The 18,663-nt window shown below is 70.7% G+C and carries 19 protein-coding genes; 15 read left to right on the top strand and 4 right to left on the bottom strand.

From position 1 onward, the window contains the following. Window positions 1-4: 4 nt before the first annotated feature. The 3 genes from ACF07V_RS03345 to ACF07V_RS03335 form a co-directional block, all read right to left on the bottom strand. Window positions 5-409 carry a helix-turn-helix transcriptional regulator gene (locus ACF07V_RS03345; RefSeq protein WP_392151149.1) on the bottom strand — a complete coding sequence of 135 codons (405 nt, stop codon included), beginning with the start codon at window positions 407-409 and terminating at the stop codon, window positions 5-7. Between the two features lie 187 nt (window positions 410-596). After that, window positions 597-1,541 carry a hypothetical protein gene (locus ACF07V_RS03340; protein WP_392151148.1) on the bottom strand — a complete coding sequence of 315 codons (945 nt, stop codon included), beginning with the start codon at window positions 1,539-1,541 and terminating at the stop codon, window positions 597-599. A 151-nt stretch (window positions 1,542-1,692) separates the two neighbouring features. After that, window positions 1,693-2,109 carry a hypothetical protein gene (locus tag ACF07V_RS03335; protein WP_392151147.1) on the bottom strand — a complete coding sequence of 139 codons (417 nt, stop codon included), beginning with the start codon at window positions 2,107-2,109 and terminating at the stop codon, window positions 1,693-1,695. Window positions 2,110-2,395: 286 nt separating this feature from the next. On the opposite strand from ACF07V_RS03335, the gene ACF07V_RS03330 reads away from it, so the two are divergent. The 4 genes from ACF07V_RS03330 (at window position 2,396) to ACF07V_RS03315 (ending at window position 6,474) form a co-directional block, all read left to right on the top strand. After that, complete coding sequence (locus ACF07V_RS03330; RefSeq protein WP_392151146.1) at window positions 2,396-2,926, top strand: hypothetical protein; 531 nt, start codon at window positions 2,396-2,398, stop codon at window positions 2,924-2,926. After that, on the top strand, window positions 2,919-4,430 hold the full coding sequence (locus tag ACF07V_RS03325) for a peptidoglycan-binding protein (protein WP_392151145.1): 1,512 nt from the start codon (window positions 2,919-2,921) through the stop codon (window positions 4,428-4,430). Before ACF07V_RS03330 ends, ACF07V_RS03325 begins: the two co-directional genes overlap by 8 nt. Beyond that, complete coding sequence (locus tag ACF07V_RS03320; RefSeq protein ID WP_392151144.1) at window positions 4,427-5,131, top strand: ABC transporter ATP-binding protein; 705 nt, start codon at window positions 4,427-4,429, stop codon at window positions 5,129-5,131. Before ACF07V_RS03325 ends, ACF07V_RS03320 begins: the two co-directional genes overlap by 4 nt. A gap of 185 nt (window positions 5,132-5,316) precedes the next feature. Next, window positions 5,317-6,474 carry an ABC transporter permease gene (locus ACF07V_RS03315; RefSeq protein WP_392151370.1) on the top strand — a complete coding sequence of 386 codons (1,158 nt, stop codon included), beginning with the start codon at window positions 5,317-5,319 and terminating at the stop codon, window positions 6,472-6,474. A gap of 67 nt (window positions 6,475-6,541) precedes the next feature. On the opposite strand, the gene ACF07V_RS03310 is transcribed toward ACF07V_RS03315, so the two are convergent. Next, complete coding sequence (locus ACF07V_RS03310) at window positions 6,542-7,399, bottom strand: C40 family peptidase (RefSeq protein WP_392151143.1); 858 nt, start codon at window positions 7,397-7,399, stop codon at window positions 6,542-6,544. A gap of 670 nt (window positions 7,400-8,069) precedes the next feature. Between ACF07V_RS03310 and ACF07V_RS03305 the strand changes: the two genes are divergently transcribed. Genes ACF07V_RS03305 through nuoK form a run of 11 tightly spaced genes read left to right on the top strand, consistent with a single transcriptional unit; the run spans window position 8,070 to window position 18,660 of the window. Then, entirely contained in the window at window positions 8,070-8,429 is a 360-nt protein-coding gene (locus ACF07V_RS03305) for an NADH-quinone oxidoreductase subunit A (protein ID WP_019888619.1), read from the top strand. A gap of 17 nt (window positions 8,430-8,446) precedes the next feature. Then, a complete protein-coding gene (locus ACF07V_RS03300; RefSeq protein ID WP_024756031.1) occupies window positions 8,447-9,001 on the top strand; it encodes an NADH-quinone oxidoreductase subunit B family protein in 555 nt (184 codons plus the stop codon). Next, on the top strand, window positions 8,998-9,729 hold the full coding sequence (locus ACF07V_RS03295) for an NADH-quinone oxidoreductase subunit C (RefSeq protein ID WP_392151142.1): 732 nt from the start codon (window positions 8,998-9,000) through the stop codon (window positions 9,727-9,729). The genes ACF07V_RS03300 and ACF07V_RS03295 overlap by 4 nt, the downstream gene beginning before the upstream one ends. Continuing rightward, a complete protein-coding gene (locus tag ACF07V_RS03290; RefSeq protein WP_392151141.1) occupies window positions 9,729-11,051 on the top strand; it encodes an NADH-quinone oxidoreductase subunit D in 1,323 nt (440 codons plus the stop codon). The genes ACF07V_RS03295 and ACF07V_RS03290 overlap by 1 nt, the downstream gene beginning before the upstream one ends. Then, window positions 11,048-11,788 (top strand): NADH-quinone oxidoreductase subunit NuoE, encoded by a 741-nt coding sequence (nuoE, locus tag ACF07V_RS03285; RefSeq protein ID WP_392151140.1) that lies wholly within the window; start codon window positions 11,048-11,050, stop codon window positions 11,786-11,788. The genes ACF07V_RS03290 and nuoE overlap by 4 nt, the downstream gene beginning before the upstream one ends. Continuing rightward, window positions 11,788-13,137, top strand: a complete 1,350-nt coding sequence (gene nuoF / locus ACF07V_RS03280; protein ID WP_392151139.1) for an NADH-quinone oxidoreductase subunit NuoF — start codon at window positions 11,788-11,790, stop codon at window positions 13,135-13,137. The genes nuoE and nuoF overlap by 1 nt, the downstream gene beginning before the upstream one ends. Then, window positions 13,134-15,617, top strand: coding sequence for an NADH-quinone oxidoreductase subunit G (locus ACF07V_RS03275; protein ID WP_392151138.1), 2,484 nt, complete (start codon window positions 13,134-13,136; stop codon window positions 15,615-15,617). The genes nuoF and ACF07V_RS03275 overlap by 4 nt, the downstream gene beginning before the upstream one ends. Then, entirely contained in the window at window positions 15,614-16,978 is a 1,365-nt protein-coding gene (nuoH, locus tag ACF07V_RS03270) for an NADH-quinone oxidoreductase subunit NuoH (protein WP_392151137.1), read from the top strand. Before ACF07V_RS03275 ends, nuoH begins: the two co-directional genes overlap by 4 nt. Further along, on the top strand, window positions 16,953-17,549 hold the full coding sequence (gene nuoI / locus ACF07V_RS03265) for an NADH-quinone oxidoreductase subunit NuoI (RefSeq protein WP_392151136.1): 597 nt from the start codon (window positions 16,953-16,955) through the stop codon (window positions 17,547-17,549). Before nuoH ends, nuoI begins: the two co-directional genes overlap by 26 nt. Continuing rightward, entirely contained in the window at window positions 17,546-18,364 is an 819-nt protein-coding gene (locus ACF07V_RS03260) for an NADH-quinone oxidoreductase subunit J (protein WP_392151135.1), read from the top strand. The genes nuoI and ACF07V_RS03260 overlap by 4 nt, the downstream gene beginning before the upstream one ends. After that, window positions 18,361-18,660, top strand: a complete 300-nt coding sequence (gene nuoK, locus ACF07V_RS03255; protein ID WP_189800457.1) for an NADH-quinone oxidoreductase subunit NuoK — start codon at window positions 18,361-18,363, stop codon at window positions 18,658-18,660. The genes ACF07V_RS03260 and nuoK overlap by 4 nt, the downstream gene beginning before the upstream one ends. The last annotated feature ends 3 nt before the right edge of the window (window positions 18,661-18,663 follow it).

The following is an 18,663-nucleotide window of genomic DNA, read 5'->3' as shown; positions in this document are numbered from 1 at the left end:
GCCGTCAGGCGCAGTGCCTGACGACTCCGGCGAACTGCCGGGTCTTCAGGGGCCGGGGCACGCGGGCGCGCAGCTCGGTGCTCCGGCCGGGCACGTCGTGGTGACAGTGACGGTGTGGCAGGACCGCCTCGGCGAGCAGGGCGAGCAGATGGAGCTGGGCGCGCGAGAGGCCGCCCAGCTTCTCGCGCATGTTGGTGACGTGGAACTTGACGGTGCGCTCGGTGATGCCGAGGTACTCGGCCAGATCCGTGTTGGACTCCCCGCCGGGCATCGCCCAGAGGACCTCGACCTCGCGGTCGGTCAGGGCGTCCAGGTGGCGTAACGCGGTGGTGACCGGGTTGATCCTGGCGGCTCGGGTGGCGTCGCCCCCGACCTGTTCGGGTCGGCAGTACGGGCACTGACGATGCATGAGTCTCCCCCCAGAGAATGCATTCGTTGGGCACGGTGCGACGGAAGCGCAGCACTCGTTCCCGAGGGGAACGGTAACCGGATCGCGTCAAGAAACCATGCCCGCGCGGCCGGAACGGGACGTCCCTGGGACGTCCCGTCGGCCGGAAAACGACCAAGCGGCCGGCCTGTGCTTCCCGGCCCGCGGCTCAGCCGACCAGCGTGGCCGCCAGCTTCAAACGGTCGTTGAGCTCGCTCTTCGCCTGGTTCAGGGTCTCGGCGTTCTGCTCGATGTTCCGCTTCTGGTAGGCGGTTTCGACGGTGTACCAGATGCCGACGAGGTTGGCCTTTTCCTTGCAGGCGACGTCCTGCCGGGCGGCGGCGATCGCCTTCGGACCCCCGTAGGTGTTCGGGTTGAGCCCCAGGTCGCTCTGCGGGCTGACGGGCTCGTCCGTCTTGTAGCCCTTCTCGGCCATGCAGGCGGACCAGGCCTTCACGGCGGCCATGACCCGGGAGTCCTCGCGGGAGCGGGCGTTGGCGTCCATGCCCAGGTTGGTGACGAACAGGGCGTCCACCGCGCCCTTCTTCGGCGCGTAGACCGTCAGGAAGCTCTCCCGGATGCAGCCGCCGATGGGCACCTTCTGCCCGTTGAGGGTCTTGCCGCTGTCCTTGGCCCTGGCCTCTTCCAGACTGGCCGGCTGGGGGCCCTTGTAGTCGGTGGGGCCGTTGAGCGCGAGCTTGCCGCTCGCGCTGAGGGTCTGGGCGGCGGGCTTCGTCGGCGGCTCGGCGCCCCGGTTCGGGATGTAGCCGTAGCGGGCCGCGACAGCAGGGTCGGTGAGACCGTAGCGACGGGACTCCCCGGAGCGGCTGCTCGGGGCGGGAGACACGGGCAGTTCGTACGTGAAGCCGAAGCGCGTCATGCAGTCGCCGACCACCCGTGACTGGGCCCGCTCCAGCTTGCGGCGCTGGTCCTCGGTGGTCGCGTAACCGTCCAGGGGGAAGGCGAGGCCCGTCGTCGACAGCATCCGGGGAACCGTGCCGATCTCCGGTTCCTTCGCGGAACCTCCGTCACCGCCTCCGGACTCGGAGGAACAGGCGGTGAGGAGCGCGGCGCTCAGGAGGAGAACGGTCGCGCGGGCGGCGAGTGGACGCATGGGGCTGCTCCAGAGACGTGTGCGTGTCTACCATGGGAGCAGCCGTTGCTCTGCCCGCCTCATTCGGGCGGAGCAACGGCTGCCACGGTCGTGCGTGTGCCGGGGTCTGGAAGCTACTCCGGCGGTTCAGCTGGTGGTGCGGACCTCAGGATCAACGGGCCTTGTAGTAGTAGGCCGAGGAGATCTGGTTCTTGAAGGTCGTGGACGCGTTGCCGGAGTAACCGACCGGCAGGCTGCCCTCGACGCCACCGGCGTACGCGTCGGTGTAGACCCACCAGGTGTTCGAGTCCGCGTTGCGGTACGAGGCGGTGTTGTCGTTCACCTTCTGGCCGGCGCCGTTGCCCGGACCCGGGAACCAGTCGTCGTCGAAGTTGTCGTCGGAGACGTAGAGGTCGAAGACCGCGCCGCCCTGGTACGAGTTGTAGTACAGGCCGAACTCGCCGCTCTCCAGGTAGCCGTTCTTGCCGGTGGCCGCGGAGGCCGAGCCGGCCGTGGCGAGCGCGCCGGCGCCGAGGGCGGCGAGCGCGATGGCCGTGGCGGCGACGCGACGGAGTGCAGTGCGCTGCATGTCGTTGCCTTTCACGTAGCTGTGGTTGATGGCCCGGACTGGGCCGGGGTCCATACGAACATCACCAACTCGCCTGAGTCCACTGTCCCTTGAGACAGTTACCGGTCGGGCCGGCCCCGGTTATGCTCGTCGTGTCGAGGTGCCCGCCGGGCGCCGGCGACCTACCGCGCAGGGGCCTTGTACGTGGCGGAGCGCACCGCCGCGTCGGCCCCCTCCTGCGCGTTCCCGTGACGCCCCGTAGACGGGGAGATCCCCGTCGGAAGGACCGTTTCTGATGAGACGCCTCATGGCTCTGCCCGTACTCATCCTCGCCCTCGGGCTCGGGGGGTGTTCGAGTGACGGGGACGGCGCGACCCGGTCGGAACCGAGCACCGGAGCCTCGTCCGCCCCCGCCTCCTCCCCGTCCGCCACCCCCTCCGCGGGAGCCTCGCGGGGCACCGCCGACTGGGCCGCCTACTACGACTGCCTCGGCGCCCAGGGGCTCAAGCTCCAGGACACCGCGGGCGGGGAGAAGCGCGTCGACAAGGACGCCAACAAGCCCGACGCGATCGTCGCGGCGGAGAAGGCGTGTGTCGCGAAGCTGCCCGCGAGGGGCCCGGTCGACCCGGCCCGCCTCGAGGCCGCCAAGAAGCTGTCCGCCTGCATGCGCGAGGAAGGCATCGCCGACTACCCGGACCCCGACCCGGCGACCGGCGAGGTGGCGCTCGACGGCGACCTCGGCGCGCGGATGAAGGGGGACCCCAAGGTGATCGAGGCACTGAAGGCCTGCGGCCCCAAGGCCGCCGGCGGAGACGGCGGGACGGTCGTCGGTGGCTGACGACACCCCGCCCGGCACGACACCCCCGGACGAGATCGCGCAGGACTCCAGGACCCCCGGCGGCGACGCCGGGGGCGCCCGGATGAACCGGCGCCGGTTCTGGGTCGCCGCCCTCGTCGCGGGGGCGGTGGCCCTGACCGGCGCCGGCGTCGCGGCCACCTCCCTGATCCGCTCGCCCGCACAGGTCGCGGCCGACGCCGAGCCGCCGCCGCAGGACGTGCTGATCGCCCGGGTCGAGAACCGGGTCCTCGCGGAGACGGTCGTCCTGCGCGGCACCGTCGCGGCCGGCCAGAGCATCCAGGTCGCGCCCGTCTCGGCGGGCGGCGAGGGCGGCGCCGCCCCGGTGATCACCAAGGTGTCCGTGAAGAGCGGGGACGCGGTGCGCTCGGGGAAGGTGCTCCTGGAGATATCCGGCCGGCCCGTCTTCGTGCTGCGCGGCAGCCTGCCCGTCTACCGGGACCTCAAGCCCGGCGCCACCGGCGACGACGTGAAGCAGCTCCAGGACGCGCTCGCCGCGCTCGGCCACGGCCGCGGCGGCGACGAGAGGGGCACCTTCGGGCCCGGCACGAAGGACGCGGTCGAGGAGTTCTACTCCTCCATCGGCTACGACCCCAAGCCCGCCGTCGACGACGACGGCGCGGCCGTGGACGGCGCCGAGGCCGCCGTCACCGGTGCCGAGCGCGCCCTCGTGGACGCCCGCGACGCGCTCGCGGCCAACAAGGACGACGCCCAGACGAAGACGCTGAAGAAGGCGCGCGACCGGGCCGCCGAGGACCTGGACACCGCGCGCGAGACCCTCGCGAAGGCGGAGGCGGCGGCCGGCCCGATGGTCCCGGCGGCCGAGGTCGTGTTCGTACGGGCCTTCCCCGCCCGGGTCGCCACCGTCACGGCCCGGCCGGGGGCGCAGGTCTCCGGCACCGCGCTGACCCTCTCCTCCGGCAAGCTGATGGCCCAGGGCTATCTCCAGGAGCACCAGAAGGGGATGGTCCGCGCCGGGCAGAAGGTACGGATCCTCGCCGAGACGACGGGGCAGGAGACGGCCGGCAAGGTGGTCTCGGTGGCGGACGCCCCGTCCCAGATCCAGGACCAGCAGTCCGGCTCGCAGGACTCGGGCTCCGGCGGGAACAGCGGCAACGGCGGGGGAGGGGACGGCACCCAGGGCAACGGAGCCGTCGGCTACCTCTTCACCGTCGACCCCGGCCGCGAACTCCCCTCCGGCCTCGCCGGTCAGGAGGTGCGCCTCACCATCGAGGCCGCCTCCACCGACGGCAAGGCCCTCGTCGTCCCGGTCACCGCCGTCTCCGCGGGCGTGGACGGCAAGACCGTCGTCACCACCGTCGACGGCACCGGCCGGCAGGAGCGGATCGAGGTGCGGACCGGCACGACCGGCGACGGCTTCGTGGAGGTCGTCCCGATCACCGCCGGCGCGCTCAAGGAAGGCGACGAGGTGGTCACCGGGGTCAACCCGGGCGCCGCGTCGGGCAGCACCGAGGGGTCGCCGTGAGCGAGGAGGACGTCCCGGTCATCGAGTTCCGCGGGGTGGCCCTGACCTACCCCGGACCGCCGCCCGTCGCTGCCCTGAGGCCCTGCGAACTCACCGTACGCAAAGGTGAGTTCATCACCGTCGTCGGCCCGTCCGGATCCGGCAAGTCGACCTTCCTGAACGTCGCGGGACTGCTCGACGCGCCCACCGGCGGCACGTACCTCCTGGACGGCATCGACACGGCGGCGCTGCGCGACGGAGAGCGCACGGCCCTGCGCGGGCGGCGGATCGGCTTCGTCTTCCAGTCCTTCCACCTCCTGCCGCACCGCAGCGCCACGGAGAACGTCATGCTCTCGATGGTGTACTCGGCGGTGCCCCGTGCCGAGCGCCGCACCCGGGCCCGTACCGCCCTCGAACGGGTGGGACTCGCCCACCGGGCCGAGGCGCTGCCCGGCCGGCTCTCCGGCGGCGAACGCCAGCGGGTGGCCATCGCCCGGGCCCTGGCCGGCCGCCCGTCGCTGCTCCTCTGCGACGAACCGACCGGCAACCTCGACTCGGACAACGCCGCGTCCGTCCTCGACCTCCTGGGCGAACTGCACGCGTCCGGGATGACGATCGTCGTCATCACCCACGACGCGGAGGTGGCGGAGCGCGGCGAACGCACGGTGACGATCCGCGACGGGGTGCTCAGCGAGCCGACGAGGGGAAGGCGGGCGGCGTGAGTCGATCCCCGGAAGACTCCCTGAAGGACTCCCCGAACCACTCCCCGGAGGATTCTCCGGAGGAACCCCGGCACGACTCACCGGAGGATTCGCCGAAGGCCTCCCCGAAAAAACCGCGCAAGAGGCGGGTGGTCGAACCCTCCCGGCTCGCCGCCCGTGACGTCCTCGCCGAGGCCGTCGCCGGAATGCTCCAGCGCCCCGGACGCTCGGTCCTCACCGCGCTCGGCACCGTCCTCGGCGTCGGGACGTTCGTGGCGATCCTCGGGCTGACCGCGACCACGTCCTCGCAGATCGACTCGCGGTTCAACATCCTCACGGCCACCGAGGTGACCGTCGAGGACGTCGCCCGCGACCAGAACGAGTTCGCCGACCCCGCCTTCCCGGCCGACGCGGACGCCCGGATCGAACGCCTCGGCGGGGTCGAGGAAGCCGGTGTCTACTGGTCCGTCCGGCTGGCGCCCGGCACCGCCGTCCGCTCCGCGCCGGTCGGCGACGCCACGGGCAGCGAGCGGATCGACGTCGTCGCCGCGTCCCCCGGGGCGCTCCGGGCGGCGGCGCCGACCCTCCGGCAGGGCCGCCTGTACGACGAGTTCACCTCCAGGTCCGGGCAGTCGGTCGCGGTGCTCGGCAAGTCGGTCGCGGACCGGCTCGGCATCACGACCCTGGAGACCCGGCCGGCGGTGTTCATCGGCGACGAGCCGTTCACCGTCGCCGGGATCATCGACGACGTGAAGCGCAGGGCCGACGTCCTGATGTCGGTCACCGTGCCCCGGACGACCGCCGAGAAGCTCTGGGGGCCGCCGCAGCAGGGCGACGCGAAGATGCTCATCACGACCGCGACGGGCGCGGCCCGGCAGATCGCGCGGGAGGCGCCGGTCGCGCTGCGCCCGGACCACCCGGAGTACCTGAGGGCGATCCCGCCGCCGGACCCCAGGACCCTGCGCGCGGGCGTGACCGACGACCTGGACCAGCTCTTCCTGCTCCTGGCCGGGGTCTCCCTGGTGATCGGCGCGGTCGGGATCGCCAACACCACCCTCGTCGCGGTCCTGGAGCGGACCGGTGAGATCGGCCTGAGACGCGCCCTCGGGGCCCGCGGTCGGCACATCACCGTCCAGTTCCTCACGGAATCGGGCGCTTTAGGCGCGATGGGCGGCCTCGTCGGTACGGCGCTGGGCGTCTCCACGGTGATCGTGGTGGCGCTCGTACGGGACTGGACGCCGGTGATGCACACGGCGACGGTCGTCGCGGCCCCGGCCGTCGGCCTGGTCACGGGCGTCGTCGCCGGTCTCTACCCGGCCTGGCGGGCCTCCCGGATCGAGCCGGCCGAGGCGCTGCGCCGCTGAGCCCGCTGCGCCGAAGGGCCGTCGCTCCCCCGAGGAGTGACGGCCCTTCGGCACAGGTGCGGGTGGATCAGAGGATGCGGACCGCGCCCGAGGGGGTGTCCCAGTCCATGGTGTGCTCGACGACGCCGCTGGACGGGTTCTGCGCGCCGACGTACTTGCCGCCGCCGACGTAGATGGCGACGTGGTACGAGCCGCTGCGGCTGCCCCAGTACAGGATGTCGCCCGGCTGGAGGTTGCTCAGGGAGACGGAGGTGCCCATGCTCGACTGCTCGTACGAGATGCGGGGCAGGTCGATGCCGGCCGCGCGGTAGGCGGCCTGGACGAGGCCGGAGCAGTCCCAGGAGTTGGGGCCGGTGCCGCCGGAGACGTACGCGTCGCCGATCTGGGCGCGGGCGAAGGCCACGATCGCGGCGGCGGAGCCGGTGGGGGCCTGCGTCTGGCTGCCGCTGTCCGAGGCGGTGGAGCCGCTGTCGTTCGACGCGCTCGTGCTGGAGAGCTGGGTGCGCGCGCTGTCGCGGGAGGCACGCGCGGCGGCTTCCTTGCGCTCCTGCTCGGCCTTGAGGCGGGCCTTCTCGGCGCGCTCGGCCGCGGCCTTGCGGTCGGCCTCGGACTTGGCCTTCTTGGCCTCCTTGGCGGCCTTCTGCAGCGCCGCGTCCTCCTGCGTCTGCAGGTTCTGGTCGAGGGCCTCCTGCTGGGAGGCCTCGGCGGAGGCGGCGACGGCACTGGCGAGGCCGGTGCCGGCGTCGAGGGAGCCCAGGGTGGGCATTTCGATGGTCTCGGTCACCGGCTCGGCATTCGCCGGCCCGGCAGCACCGGCCACCGCGATGGTGCCGAGGACGCCACCGGCAACTCCGGCGCGGAGCGCGAGCTTCGAGGCGCTGCGGCGGGGCTTCCGGTGGCTGGGTATGTGAGCGGTGTGGGACATGGGTACAACCGCTATCAGGGCTTCACGGTTCCCTTCAAGAAACGTGGGTTGCGCCACAGTTGCGTTTGGAATCTGTGAATCCGCCACGGTGCCAGCCTTATTGACGCCGTAACGGGCAAATCGGGCAGGGCTCATCCGGCCCTTGATCACGGGTTTTCAATGAAACGTCCGAATTGCCCGACGCTTACCACCTCTTGACGCCGATGGCCAAGCCCCCTTCTTTCCGGGGCTCTTGTGACGTGACGCAGGTCACACCGGGGCCCGGTGTGCGCTCGTGAACGCGTGCACGCGTCCACCTCCGTACGCCCGACCCCCCGACCGGGCGACGGCCGGTTCCTTTATCACCCGGAGGCGTCCATCGCCAATTTGCCTGTAGTGACCACCACTTGATAGTGCGGCACCCCTTCCGAGCAGCGATTTCCGGTACGGATGTCACATCTGGTGATCACCTGGGCGCTTCGCGCAACAAGATCACCGCTCATCCGACTTCATGATCCTTCGTCAGGTGGTGGAGATCACAAAGTCCTTGCTGTACCCCGTGTCGCAGATCACAGAGGGGCGGGCATAAGATGCGGGGCAGCCGGGCTTGTGAACTGCCTCACATGGGGGCGATCTTTCACGGCCGGCGGTGCGGTCCAACGGTCAAGGACGACTGGAAGGAGCGAGGAGCGTGAATGCGTACGCGCCCGTCCTCGTGCTCGGTGCCCTGGGTGCGGGGTTTGCGATCTTCTCCGTGGTCATGGCCACGCTTATCGGGCCAAAGCGATACAACAGGGCCAAACTGGAGGCGTACGAGTGCGGCATCGAGCCGACGCCCACTCCGGCCGGAGGCGGCCGCTTCCCGATCAAGTACTACCTGACGGCGATGCTCTTCATCGTCTTCGACATCGAGATCGTCTTCCTCTACCCCTGGGCCGTCACCTTCGACGCCCTGGGGCTTTTCGGGCTCGTGGAGATGCTGCTCTTCGTGCTCACCGTCTTCGTCGCCTACGCGTACGTGTGGCGGCGCGGCGGCCTGGAATGGGACTGAGGGGCTGAGGGGCACCTATGGGACTCGAAGAGAAACTCCCGAGCGGCTTTCTTCTGACGACGGTCGAACAGGCCGCGGGCTGGGTGCGCAAGGCGTCCGTGTTCCCCGCGACCTTCGGCCTCGCCTGCTGCGCCATCGAGATGATGACCACCGGAGCCGGCCGGTACGACCTGGCCCGCTTCGGCATGGAGGTCTTCCGCGGCTCGCCGCGCCAGGCCGACCTGATGATCGTCGCCGGCCGGGTCAGCCAGAAGATGGCGCCCGTCCTGAGGCAGGTCTACGACCAGATGCCCAACCCCAAGTGGGTCATCTCCATGGGCGTCTGCGCCTCCTCGGGCGGCATGTTCAACAACTACGCGATCGTGCAGGGCGTCGACCACATCGTGCCGGTCGACATCTACCTGCCCGGTTGCCCGCCGCGTCCGGAGATGCTCCTGGACGCGATCCTCAAGCTCCACCAGAAGATCCAGACCTCCAAGCTCGGCGTGAACGCCGAGGAGGCGGCCCGCGAGGCGGAGGAGGCGGCGCTCAAGGCGCTGCCGACGATCGAGTTGAAGGGTCTGCTCCGGTGAGCGACGAAACCCCTAACCCCGAGAAGGACCTCAGCGCGCAGAACCTGCCGGGCCAGCGCGGGGACCACGGCGAGGAGGTCCGCGTCCAGCGCGGCATGTTCGGCGCCAACAACGGCGGCGACACCTCCGGCTACGGCGGCCTCGTCCGCTCCGTCCGGCTCCCCGGCCCGGCCGTCCGCCCGTACGGCGGCTGGTTCGACGAGGTCGCCGACGAACTCGAGGGCGCCCTGGAGGAGCAAGGGCTGCTCCCCGGGAACGCCATCGAGAAGACGGTCGTCGACCGCGGTGAGCTCACCTTCCACATCGAGCGCGAGCACCTCGTCCGCGTGGCCCGCACCCTGCGCGACGACCCGGCGCTCCGCTTCGAGCTCTGCACCGGCGTCTCCGGCGTCCACTACCCGGGCGACAAGGGCCGCGAGCTGCACGCCGTCTACCACCTGCGCTCGATCACCCACGGCCGGCTGATCCGCCTGGAGGTCTCGGCCCCGGACAGCGAGCCGCGGATCCCGTCCCTCGTCGCGGTCTACCCGACGAACGACTGGCACGAGCGCGAGACGTACGACTTCTTCGGCATCGTCTTCGAAGGCCACCCCGCCCTCACCCGGATCATGATGCCGGACGACTGGCAGGGCCACCCGCAGCGCAAGGACTACCCCCTCGGCGGCATCGCCATCGAATACAAGGGCGCCCAGATCCCGGCTCCGGACCAGCGGAGGTCGTACAGCTGATGTCCACCGAACACGCGTCTCCCCGCGAGACCACGGAAGGCGCCGTCTACACGGTGACCGGCGGCGACTGGGAAGAGGTCGTCCAGTCCGCCGCGAAGGCCGACGACGAGCGCATCATCGTCAACATGGGGCCCCAGCACCCGTCCACCCATGGCGTGCTCCGCCTCATCCTGGAGATCGACGGCGAGACCGTCACCGAGGCCCGCTGCGGCATCGGCTACCTCCACACCGGCATCGAGAAGAACCTCGAGTACCGGACCTGGACGCAGGGCACCACCTTCGTCACGCGCATGGACTACCTCACCTCGTTCTACAACGAGACGGCGTACTGCCTCGGCGTGGAGAAGCTCCTCGGCATCACCGAGCAGATCCCGGACCGCGCCAGCGTCATCCGCGTCCTGCTGATGGAGCTCAACCGGCTCTCCTCGCACCTGGTGTGCATCGCCACCGGCGGCATGGAGCTCGGCGCCACCACGATCATGATCTACGGCTTCCGGGACCGCGAGATGATCCTGGACCTGTACGAGCTGATCACCGGCCTGCGCATGAACCACGCGTTCATCCGTCCCGGCGGCCTCGCCCAGGACCTTCCGCCCGGCGCCGTCGACGCCGTCCGCGAGTTCGTGAAGACCATGAAGAAGAACCTGCCGGAGTACGACAAGCTCGCCACCGGCAACCCCATCTTCAAGGCCCGCATGCAGGACGTCGGCTACCTCGACCTCACCGGCTGCATGGCCCTCGGCGCCACCGGACCGATCCTCCGGTCGGCGGGCCTCCCGCACGACCTGCGGAAGACCGACCCGTACTGCGGCTACGAGGACTACGACTTCGACATCCCGACCGCCGACACCTGCGACTCCTACGGACGCTTCCTCGTCCGCCTGGAGGAGATGCGGCAGTCCCTGCGGATCGTCGAGCAGTGCCTCGACCGCCTGGAGCCCGGCCCGGTCATGGTCGGCGACAAGAAGATCGCCTGGCCGGCGCAGCTCGCGCTCGGCGTGGACGGCCTCGGCAACTCCACCGACCACATCGCGAAGATCATGGGTACCTCCATGGAGGCCCTGATCCACCACTTCAAGCTGGTCACCGAGGGCTTCCGGGTCCCCGCCGGGCAGGCCTACGCGGCCGTCGAGTCGCCCAAGGGCGAGCTCGGCGTCCACGTGGTCTCCGACGGCGGCACGCGTCCCTACCGGGTCCACTTCCGCGACCCGTCCTTCACCAACCTGCAGGCGATGGCCGCGATGTGCGAGGGCGGCCAGGTCGCCGACGTCATCGTCGCCGTCGCCTCCATCGACCCCGTGATGGGAGGCGTCGACCGATGACGGAGAACATCAGCCTGGGGATGCCCCAGCTCCCCGCGCCCTCCTACCCGGCGGACGTCCACGCCCGCCTGGAGGAGGACGCCCGGGCGATCATCGACCGCTACCCGGACTCCCGCTCCGCGCTCCTGCCGATGCTGCACCTCGTGCAATCGGAGGAGGGCCATGTGACCCGGACCGGCATGCGGTTCTGCGCCGAGCTCCTCGGCCTGACCACCGCCGAGGTCACCGCCGTCGCCACCTTCTACACGATGTACCGGCGCAAGCCCTCCGGCGACTACCAGGTCGGCGTCTGTACGAACACGCTCTGCGCGGTCATGGGCGGCGACGCCATCTTCGAGGAGCTCAAGGCCCACCTCGGCGTCGGGAACGACGAGACGACCGAGGACGGCAAGATCACCCTTGAGCACATCGAGTGCAACGCGGCCTGCGACTTCGCGCCCGTCGTGATGGTCAACTGGGAGTTCTTCGACAACCAGACGCCCGAGTCCGCCAAGAAGATGGTCGACGACCTGCGGGCCGGACGCACCGTCGAACCCACCCGCGGCGCCCCGCTCTGCACCTTCAAGGAGACCGCGCGCATCCTCGCCGGCTTCCCCGACGAGCGCCCGGGCGCCGTCGAGGCCACCGGCGGCGCCGGACCCGCCTCCCTCGTCGGCCTGCGTCTGGCCAAGGGCGAGACCCCGCACCACCGAATCGTCCACCCGCGCGGTGAGGCAGCCAGTCAGGAGGGGGAGTGATGACCTTGGCCGCCGAGATCAACAACAGCAGCCCCGAGAAGCTGCTCGCACCCGTCCTGTCGGCCTTCTGGGACCAGCCCGACTCCTGGACCCTGGAGACCTACGAGCGCCACGAGGGCTACCAGGGCCTCAGGCGGGCCCTCGCGATGAGCCCCGACGACCTCATCGCCTACGTCAAGGAATCCGGCCTCCGCGGACGCGGCGGCGCCGGCTTCCCCACCGGCATGAAGTGGCAGTTCATCCCGCAGGGCGACGGCAAGCCGCACTACCTCGTCGTCAACGCCGACGAGTCCGAGCCCGGCACCTGCAAGGACATCCCCCTCCTCTTCGCCAACCCGCACTCCCTCATCGAGGGCATCGTGATCGCCTGCTACGCGATCCGCTCGAACCACGCCTTCATCTATCTGCGCGGCGAGGTCGTCCCCGTCCTGCGCCGACTCCACGAGGCCGTCCGCGAGGCCTACGCCGCCGGCTACCTCGGCACGAACATCCTCGGCAGCGGACTCGACCTCGAACTCACCGTGCACGCCGGCGCCGGCGCGTACATCTGCGGTGAGGAGACCGCGCTGCTCGACTCGCTCGAAGGGCGCCGCGGCCAGCCCCGGCTGCGACCCCCCTTCCCCGCGGTCGCCGGTCTGTACGCCTGCCCCACTGTGGTGAACAACGTCGAGTCCATCGCCTCGGTTCCCGCGATCCTGCACAAGGGCAAGGACTGGTTCACATCCATGGGGACGGAGAAGTCCCCCGGCTTCACCCTCTACTCGCTCAGCGGGCACGTCGCCTCGCCCGGACAGTACGAGGCCCCCCTCGGCATCACCCTGCGCCAGCTCCTCGACATGAGCGGCGGCATGCGGCCCGGGCACCGGCTCAAGTTCTGGACGCCCGGCGGCTCCTCCACCCCCATGTTCACCGACGAGCACCTCGACGTGCCCCTCGACTACGAGGGCGTCGGCGCCGCCGGCTCCATGCTCGGCACCAAGGCGCTCCAGTGCTTCGACGAGACCACCTGCGTCGTCCGGGCCGTCACCCGCTGGACCGAGTTCTACGCCCACGAGTCCTGCGGCAAGTGCACGCCCTGCCGCGAGGGCACGTACTGGCTCGTCCAGCTGCTCCGCGACATCGAGGCCGGCAAGGGGAAGACGTCCGACCTCGACAAGCTCAACGACATCGCCGACAACATCAACGGCAAGTCGTTCTGCGCCCTCGGCGACGGCGCCGCCTCGCCGATCTTCTCCTCCCTGAAGTACTTCCGCGAGGAGTACGAGCAGCACATCACGGGCAAGGGCTGCCCCTTCGACCCGGCCAAGTCGACCGCCTGGGCGGACAACCACAAGGAGGTGACCGCATGACCGTCACCACGTCAGGCCCGGCGGGCGGCACCAGCCCGGCCGTACCGCCGGAGGACCTCGTCACGCTGACCATCGACGGCGCCGAGATCTCCGTCCCCAAGGGGACCCTGGTCATCCGCGCCGCCGAACAGCTCGGCATCGAGATCCCGCGCTTCTGCGACCACCCGCTCCTCGACCCCGCCGGCGCCTGCCGCCAGTGCATCGTCGAGGTCGAGGGCCAGCGCAAGCCCATGGCCTCCTGCACCATCACCTGCACCGACGGCATGGTGGTGAAGTCCCAGCTGACCTCGCCGGTCGCCGAGAAGGCCCAGCACGGCGTGATGGAGCTGCTGCTCATCAACCACCCGCTGGACTGCCCGGTCTGCGACAAGGGCGGCGAGTGCCCGCTGCAGAACCAGGCCATGTCCCACGGGCAGGCGGAGTCCCGCTTCGAGGGCCACAAGCGCACCTACGAGAAGCCGATCCCGCTCTCCACGCAGGTGCTGCTCGACCGCGAGCGGTGCGTGCTCTGCGCGCGCTGCACCCGCTTCTCCAACCAGGTCGCCGGCGACCCGATGATCGAACTGATCGAGCGCGGCGCGCTCCAGCAGGTCGGCCTCGGCAACAGCGACCCCTTCGAGTCGTACTTCTCCGGCAACACCATCCAGATCTGCCCGGTCGGCGCCCTCACCTCGGCCGCCTACCGCTTCCGCTCCCGCCCCTTCGACCTGGTCTCCTCGCCGTCCGTCTGCGAGCACTGCGCCGGCGGCTGCGCCACCCGCACCGACCACCGGCGCGGCAAGGTCATGCGGCGGCTCGCCGCCGAGGACCCGGAGGTCAACGAGGAGTGGATCTGCGACAAGGGCCGCTTCGGCTTCCGGTACGCCCAGCAGCGCGACCGGCTCACCACGCCGCTCGTCCGGAACGCCGACACCGGTGAGCTGGAGCCGGCCTCCTGGCCCGAGGCCCTGGAGGCCGCCGCCCGCGGGCTCGTCCGCGGCCGGACCGGCGTCCTGACCGGCGGCCGGCTGACCGTCGAGGACTCCTACGCGTACGCCAAGTTCGCCCGGGTCGCCCTCGACACCAACGACATCGACTTCCGGGCCCGGATCCACTCCGGCGAGGAGGCCGACTTCCTGGCCTCCGCCGTGGCCGGACGGGGCCGTGACCTGGACGGGTCGGGCGTCACGTACACCTCGCTGGAAGCCGCACCGGCGGTGCTCCTCGTCGGTCTGGAGTCCGAGGAGGAGGCCCCCGGCGTCTTCCTGCGGCTGCGCAAGGCCTGGCGCAAGCACGGCCAGAAGACCTTCGCCGTCGCCCCGTTCGCGACCCGGGGCCTGGAGAAGACGGGCGGCACCCTGCTGCCCGCCGCCCCCGGCACCGAGACCGAGTGGCTCGACGCCCTCACCTCCCGGGTCGGGCTCTCCGAGGACGGCGCCGTCGCCGCCGAGGCCCTCCGCCAGGAGGGCGCCGTCCTCGCCGTCGGCGAGCGGCTCGCGGGCGTGCCCGGCGCGCTCACCGCCGCCCTGCGCGCCTCGGCCGCCACCGGCGCCCGCCTCGTGTGGATCCCGCGCCGCGCCGGCGAGCGCGGCGCCGTCGAGGCCGGCGCGCTCCCGGCGCTGCTGCCCGGCGGCCGGCCCGCGACCGATCCCCGCGCGCGTGAGGAGGTCGCCGCCGCCTGGGGCGTCCGGGAACTCCCGCACCGCTACGGCCGCGACACCGGCCAGATCGTGGAGGCCGCCGCCGGCGGGGAACTCGTCGCGCTGCTCGTCGCCGGCGTCGAGGTCGCCGACCTGCCGGACCCGGCACGCGCGCGCGAGGCCCTCGACACGGCCTTCGTGGTCTCCCTGGAGCTGCGGCCCAGCGAGGTCACCGAGCGCGCCGACGTGATCCTGCCGGTCGCGGCCGTCGCCGAGAAGCCCGGCACCTTCCTCAACTGGGAGGGCAGGGCCCGGCTCTTCGAGGCCGCGCTCAAGCCCGAGCAGATGACGAGGCCGCTCGCGCCGACCGACGCCCGCGTCCTCCACATGCTCGCCGACGCCCTCGACGCCCACCTGGGCCTGCCCGACCTGCGGTCGGCCCGCCGGGAGCTGGACCGGCTCGGCGGCTGGACCGAGGAGCGGGCCACCGAGCCCAGCTCGCCCGGACAGCCGGCGGCCCGGCCCGGCGACGGCGAGGCCGTCCTCGCCGGACACCGGCTCCTCCTCGACCTCGGCAGGCTCCAGGAGGGCGACACCGCCCTGGCCGGCACCCGTCACGCCGCGGTCGCCCGGCTCTCCGCCGCCACCGCCGCCGACACCGGCGTCAAGGACGGCGACGTCCTGGAGGTGACCGGCCCCGCGGGCTCCGTCACCTTCCCGCTCCAGGTCACCGAGATGCCCGACCGGGTCGTCTGGCTCCCGCTGAACTCGGCCGGCCGCGGCGTCCTCTCCGACACCGGCGCCCACCCCGGCGACCTGGTCCGCATCGGCCCGGCGACCCCGCAGGAGGTGCAGGCATGACCCCGAACGTCCTGGCTGCCGAAGACCTGTCCATGTTCGGCACGGACCCCTGGTGGCTCGTGCTGATCAAGGCCGTCTTCTGCTTCGCCTTCCTGATGATCACCGTGCTCTTCTCCATCGTGTGGGAGCGCAAGGTCGTCGCCTGGATGCAGCTGCGCATCGGCCCCAACCGGCACGGCCCCTGGGGTCTCCTCCAGTCCCTCGCGGACGGCATCAAGCTGATGCTCAAGGAGGACGTGGTCGTCAGGAAGGCCGACAAGGTCGTCTACATCCTGGCTCCGATCATCGCCGCGATCCCCGCGTTCATGGCGATCGCCGTGATCCCCTTCGGCCCGGCCGACGACGAGGTCTCGATCTTCGGCCAGCGGACCGCGATGCAGCTCACCGACCTGCCGATCGCGATGCTGTACGTCCTCGCGGTCGCCTCCGTCGGCATCTACGGCATCGTCCTCGCCGGCTGGTCCTCCGGCTCCACGTACCCGCTCCTCGGCGGCCTGCGGTCCTGCGCGCAGATGATCTCGTACGAGATCGCCATGGGCGCGGCCTTCGCCTCGGTCTTCCTCTACTCCGGGTCGATGTCGACCTCGAAGATCGTCGAGGCGCAGGCGGACCGCTGGTTCGTGATCCTGCTGCCGGTGTCGTTCATCATCTACATCGTCACGATGGTCGGTGAGACGAACCGCGCCCCCTTCGACATGCCGGAGTCCGAGGGCGACCTCGTCGGAGGCTTCAACACCGAGTACTCGTCCATCAAGTTCGCGATGTTCATGCTCGCCGAGTACGTGAACATGGTGACGGTCTCGGCCGTGGCGGTGACCCTCTTCCTGGGCGGCTGGCGGGCCCCGTACCCGATCTCCACCTTCTGGGAGGGCGCGAACCACGGCTGGTGGCCGATGCTCTGGTTCGTCATCAAGGTGCAGCTGCTGCTGTTCTTCTTCATCTGGCTCCGCGGCACCCTGCCCCGCGTCCGCTACGACCAGCTGATGAAGCTCGGCTGGAAGGTCCTCATCCCGGTCGCCGTGGTCTGGCTGATGCTCGTCGCCACCGTCCGCGCGCTGCGGAACGAGAACATCGCCTTCTCCAACATCGTGCTGTATGTGGCCGGCGCCGTCCTCGCCCTGCTCCTCCTCTCCTTCCTCTTCGACGCGTTCCGCGACCGGAAGGCGAAGGAGGCCGCGGCCGGGCCCGCCGAGGAGCCGTCCTTCGACCCGATGGCCGGCGGCTTCCCCGTACCGCCCAAGCCCGGACAGTCCCTGCCGCCCGTGCCGCGGCGCAGGCCCCGGCACGACCGGGACCTCGTTGTCAGTGGTGGCCCCGATACTGCTACTGCGAGTGATGGAAAGGAGACGGACGGTGTCTGATTTCCAGAATCCGGTGGCCGGCTTCGGCGTGACCTTCAAGGCCATGTTCAAGAAGCGGCTGACCGAGCAGTACCCGGAGCAGCAGAAGACGACGGCGCCCCGCTTCCACGGCCGGCACCAGCTCAACCGTCACCCCGACGGTCTGGAGAAGTGCGTCGGCTGCGAGCTGTGCGCCTGGGCCTGCCCCGCCGACGCCATCTACGTCGAGGGCGCGGACAACACCGACGAGGAGCGCTACTCGCCGGGCGAGCGGTACGGCCGCGTCTACCAGATCAACTACGCCCGTTGCATCCTCTGCGGACTGTGCATCGAGGCGTGCCCCACGCGCGCGCTGACGATGACCAACGAGTTCGAACTGGCCGACTCCTCCCGCGAGGCCCTGATCTACACCAAGGAGCAGCTCCTCGCGGGCCTGGAGGAGGAGATGGTCGACACCCCGCACGCGATCTTCCCGGGGATGACCGAGCAGGACTACTACCAGGGCCTGGTCACCCGGGCCGCGCCCGGCACCGTCCGTCAGGTCGCCGTGTCCAAGGGGGAGAAGGGCGAGCCGGAGGGGGCGGACGCATGAGCGCGAACCTCGCGGCCTACACGACCTCCTCCGGTGAGGCCTTCCAGTTCTGGGTCCTCGGCACCGTCGCCGTCGTCGGCGCGCTGTCCACGATCCTGATGAAGAAGGCCGTGCACTCGGCGCTCTCCCTCGCCGGGACCATGATCGTCCTGGCGGTCTTCTACCTCGCCAACGGCGCGTACTTCCTCGGCATCGTCCAGATCGTCGTCTACACCGGCGCGATCATGATGCTCTTCCTCTTCGTCGTCATGCTGGTCGGTGTCACGGCCGCGGACTCGCTGAAGGAGACCATCAAGGGCCAGCGCCTGCTGGCCGTCGCCTGCGGCCTCGGCTTCGGCATCCTCCTCGCCGCCGGCATCGGGAACGCCTCGCTGAAGGACTTCGCCGGACTCGGCACGGCCAACAGCGCGCACGGCGGGAACGTCGAGGGCCTCGCCGCCCTCATCTTCACCAAGTACGTCTTCGCCTTCGAGATCACCGGCGCGCTGCTGATCACGGCGGCCGTCGGCGCGATGGTGCTCACCCACCGCGAGCGCACCGAGCGGGCCCGCACCCAGCGCGAGCTCTCCGAGCAGCGCGTCCGCGAGGGCAAGCACGTGCCGCCGCTGCCCGCGCCCGGTGTGTACGCCCGGCACAACGCCGTCGACATCGCCGGTCTGCTGCCCGACGGCACCCCGGCGGAGCTCACCGTCATGCAGACCCTGCGCAAGCGGGGCCAGATCCGGGACGTGTCGAACGAGGCGCTCTCGGACCTCAAGGCCCTGGAGCAGCGGTCGGCGGAGCGCCTGGGCCGCGAAGAGGAGGCTTCCCGGTGAATCCCGTCAACTACCTGTATCTCGCCGCGCTGCTGTTCACCATCGGTGCGGTCGGGGTGCTGATCCGGCGCAACGCGATCGTCGTGTTCATGTGCGTCGAGCTCATGCTCAACGCCTGCAACCTCGCGTTCGTCACGTTCTCCCGCATGCACGGCAACCTCGACGGCCAGATCATCGCCTTCTTCACGATGGTCGTCGCCGCCGCGGAGGTCGTCGTCGGGCTCGCGATCATCGTGTCCGTCTTCCGTGCCCGCCACTCGGCCTCGGTCGACGACGCCAGCCTGATGAAGCTGTGAGGG

This window comes from Streptomyces sp. NPDC015661, assembly GCF_043077765.1.
Classification (GTDB): Bacteria; Actinomycetota; Actinomycetes; order Streptomycetales; family Streptomycetaceae; genus Streptomyces.
Note: the sequence above shows the minus strand (reverse complement) of the source record. Positions and strands in the feature narration are given on the sequence as shown.

Excerpts from the sequence above, each read along its gene's own strand:
- ACF07V_RS03345 (WP_392151149.1), bottom strand. The coding sequence starts at position 409 with ATGCATCGTCAGTGCCCGTACTGCCGACCCGAACAGGTCGGGGGCGAC.
- ACF07V_RS03340 (WP_392151148.1), bottom strand. The coding sequence starts at position 1,541 with ATGCGTCCACTCGCCGCCCGCGCGACCGTTCTCCTCCTGAGCGCCGCG.
- ACF07V_RS03335 (WP_392151147.1), bottom strand. The coding sequence starts at position 2,109 with ATGCAGCGCACTGCACTCCGTCGCGTCGCCGCCACGGCCATCGCGCTC.
- ACF07V_RS03330 (WP_392151146.1), top strand. The coding sequence starts at position 2,396 with ATGGCTCTGCCCGTACTCATCCTCGCCCTCGGGCTCGGGGGGTGTTCG.
- ACF07V_RS03315 (WP_392151370.1), top strand. The coding sequence starts at position 5,317 with ATGCTCCAGCGCCCCGGACGCTCGGTCCTCACCGCGCTCGGCACCGTC.
- ACF07V_RS03310 (WP_392151143.1), bottom strand. The coding sequence starts at position 7,399 with ATGTCCCACACCGCTCACATACCCAGCCACCGGAAGCCCCGCCGCAGC.
- ACF07V_RS03300 (WP_024756031.1), top strand. The coding sequence starts at position 8,447 with ATGGGACTCGAAGAGAAACTCCCGAGCGGCTTTCTTCTGACGACGGTC.
- ACF07V_RS03290 (WP_392151141.1), top strand. The coding sequence starts at position 9,729 with ATGTCCACCGAACACGCGTCTCCCCGCGAGACCACGGAAGGCGCCGTC.
- nuoE (WP_392151140.1), top strand. The coding sequence starts at position 11,048 with ATGACGGAGAACATCAGCCTGGGGATGCCCCAGCTCCCCGCGCCCTCC.
- nuoF (WP_392151139.1), top strand. The coding sequence starts at position 11,788 with ATGACCTTGGCCGCCGAGATCAACAACAGCAGCCCCGAGAAGCTGCTC.
- ACF07V_RS03275 (WP_392151138.1), top strand. The coding sequence starts at position 13,134 with ATGACCGTCACCACGTCAGGCCCGGCGGGCGGCACCAGCCCGGCCGTA.
- nuoH (WP_392151137.1), top strand. The coding sequence starts at position 15,614 with ATGACCCCGAACGTCCTGGCTGCCGAAGACCTGTCCATGTTCGGCACG.
- nuoI (WP_392151136.1), top strand. The coding sequence starts at position 16,953 with ATGGAAAGGAGACGGACGGTGTCTGATTTCCAGAATCCGGTGGCCGGC.
- ACF07V_RS03260 (WP_392151135.1), top strand. The coding sequence starts at position 17,546 with ATGAGCGCGAACCTCGCGGCCTACACGACCTCCTCCGGTGAGGCCTTC.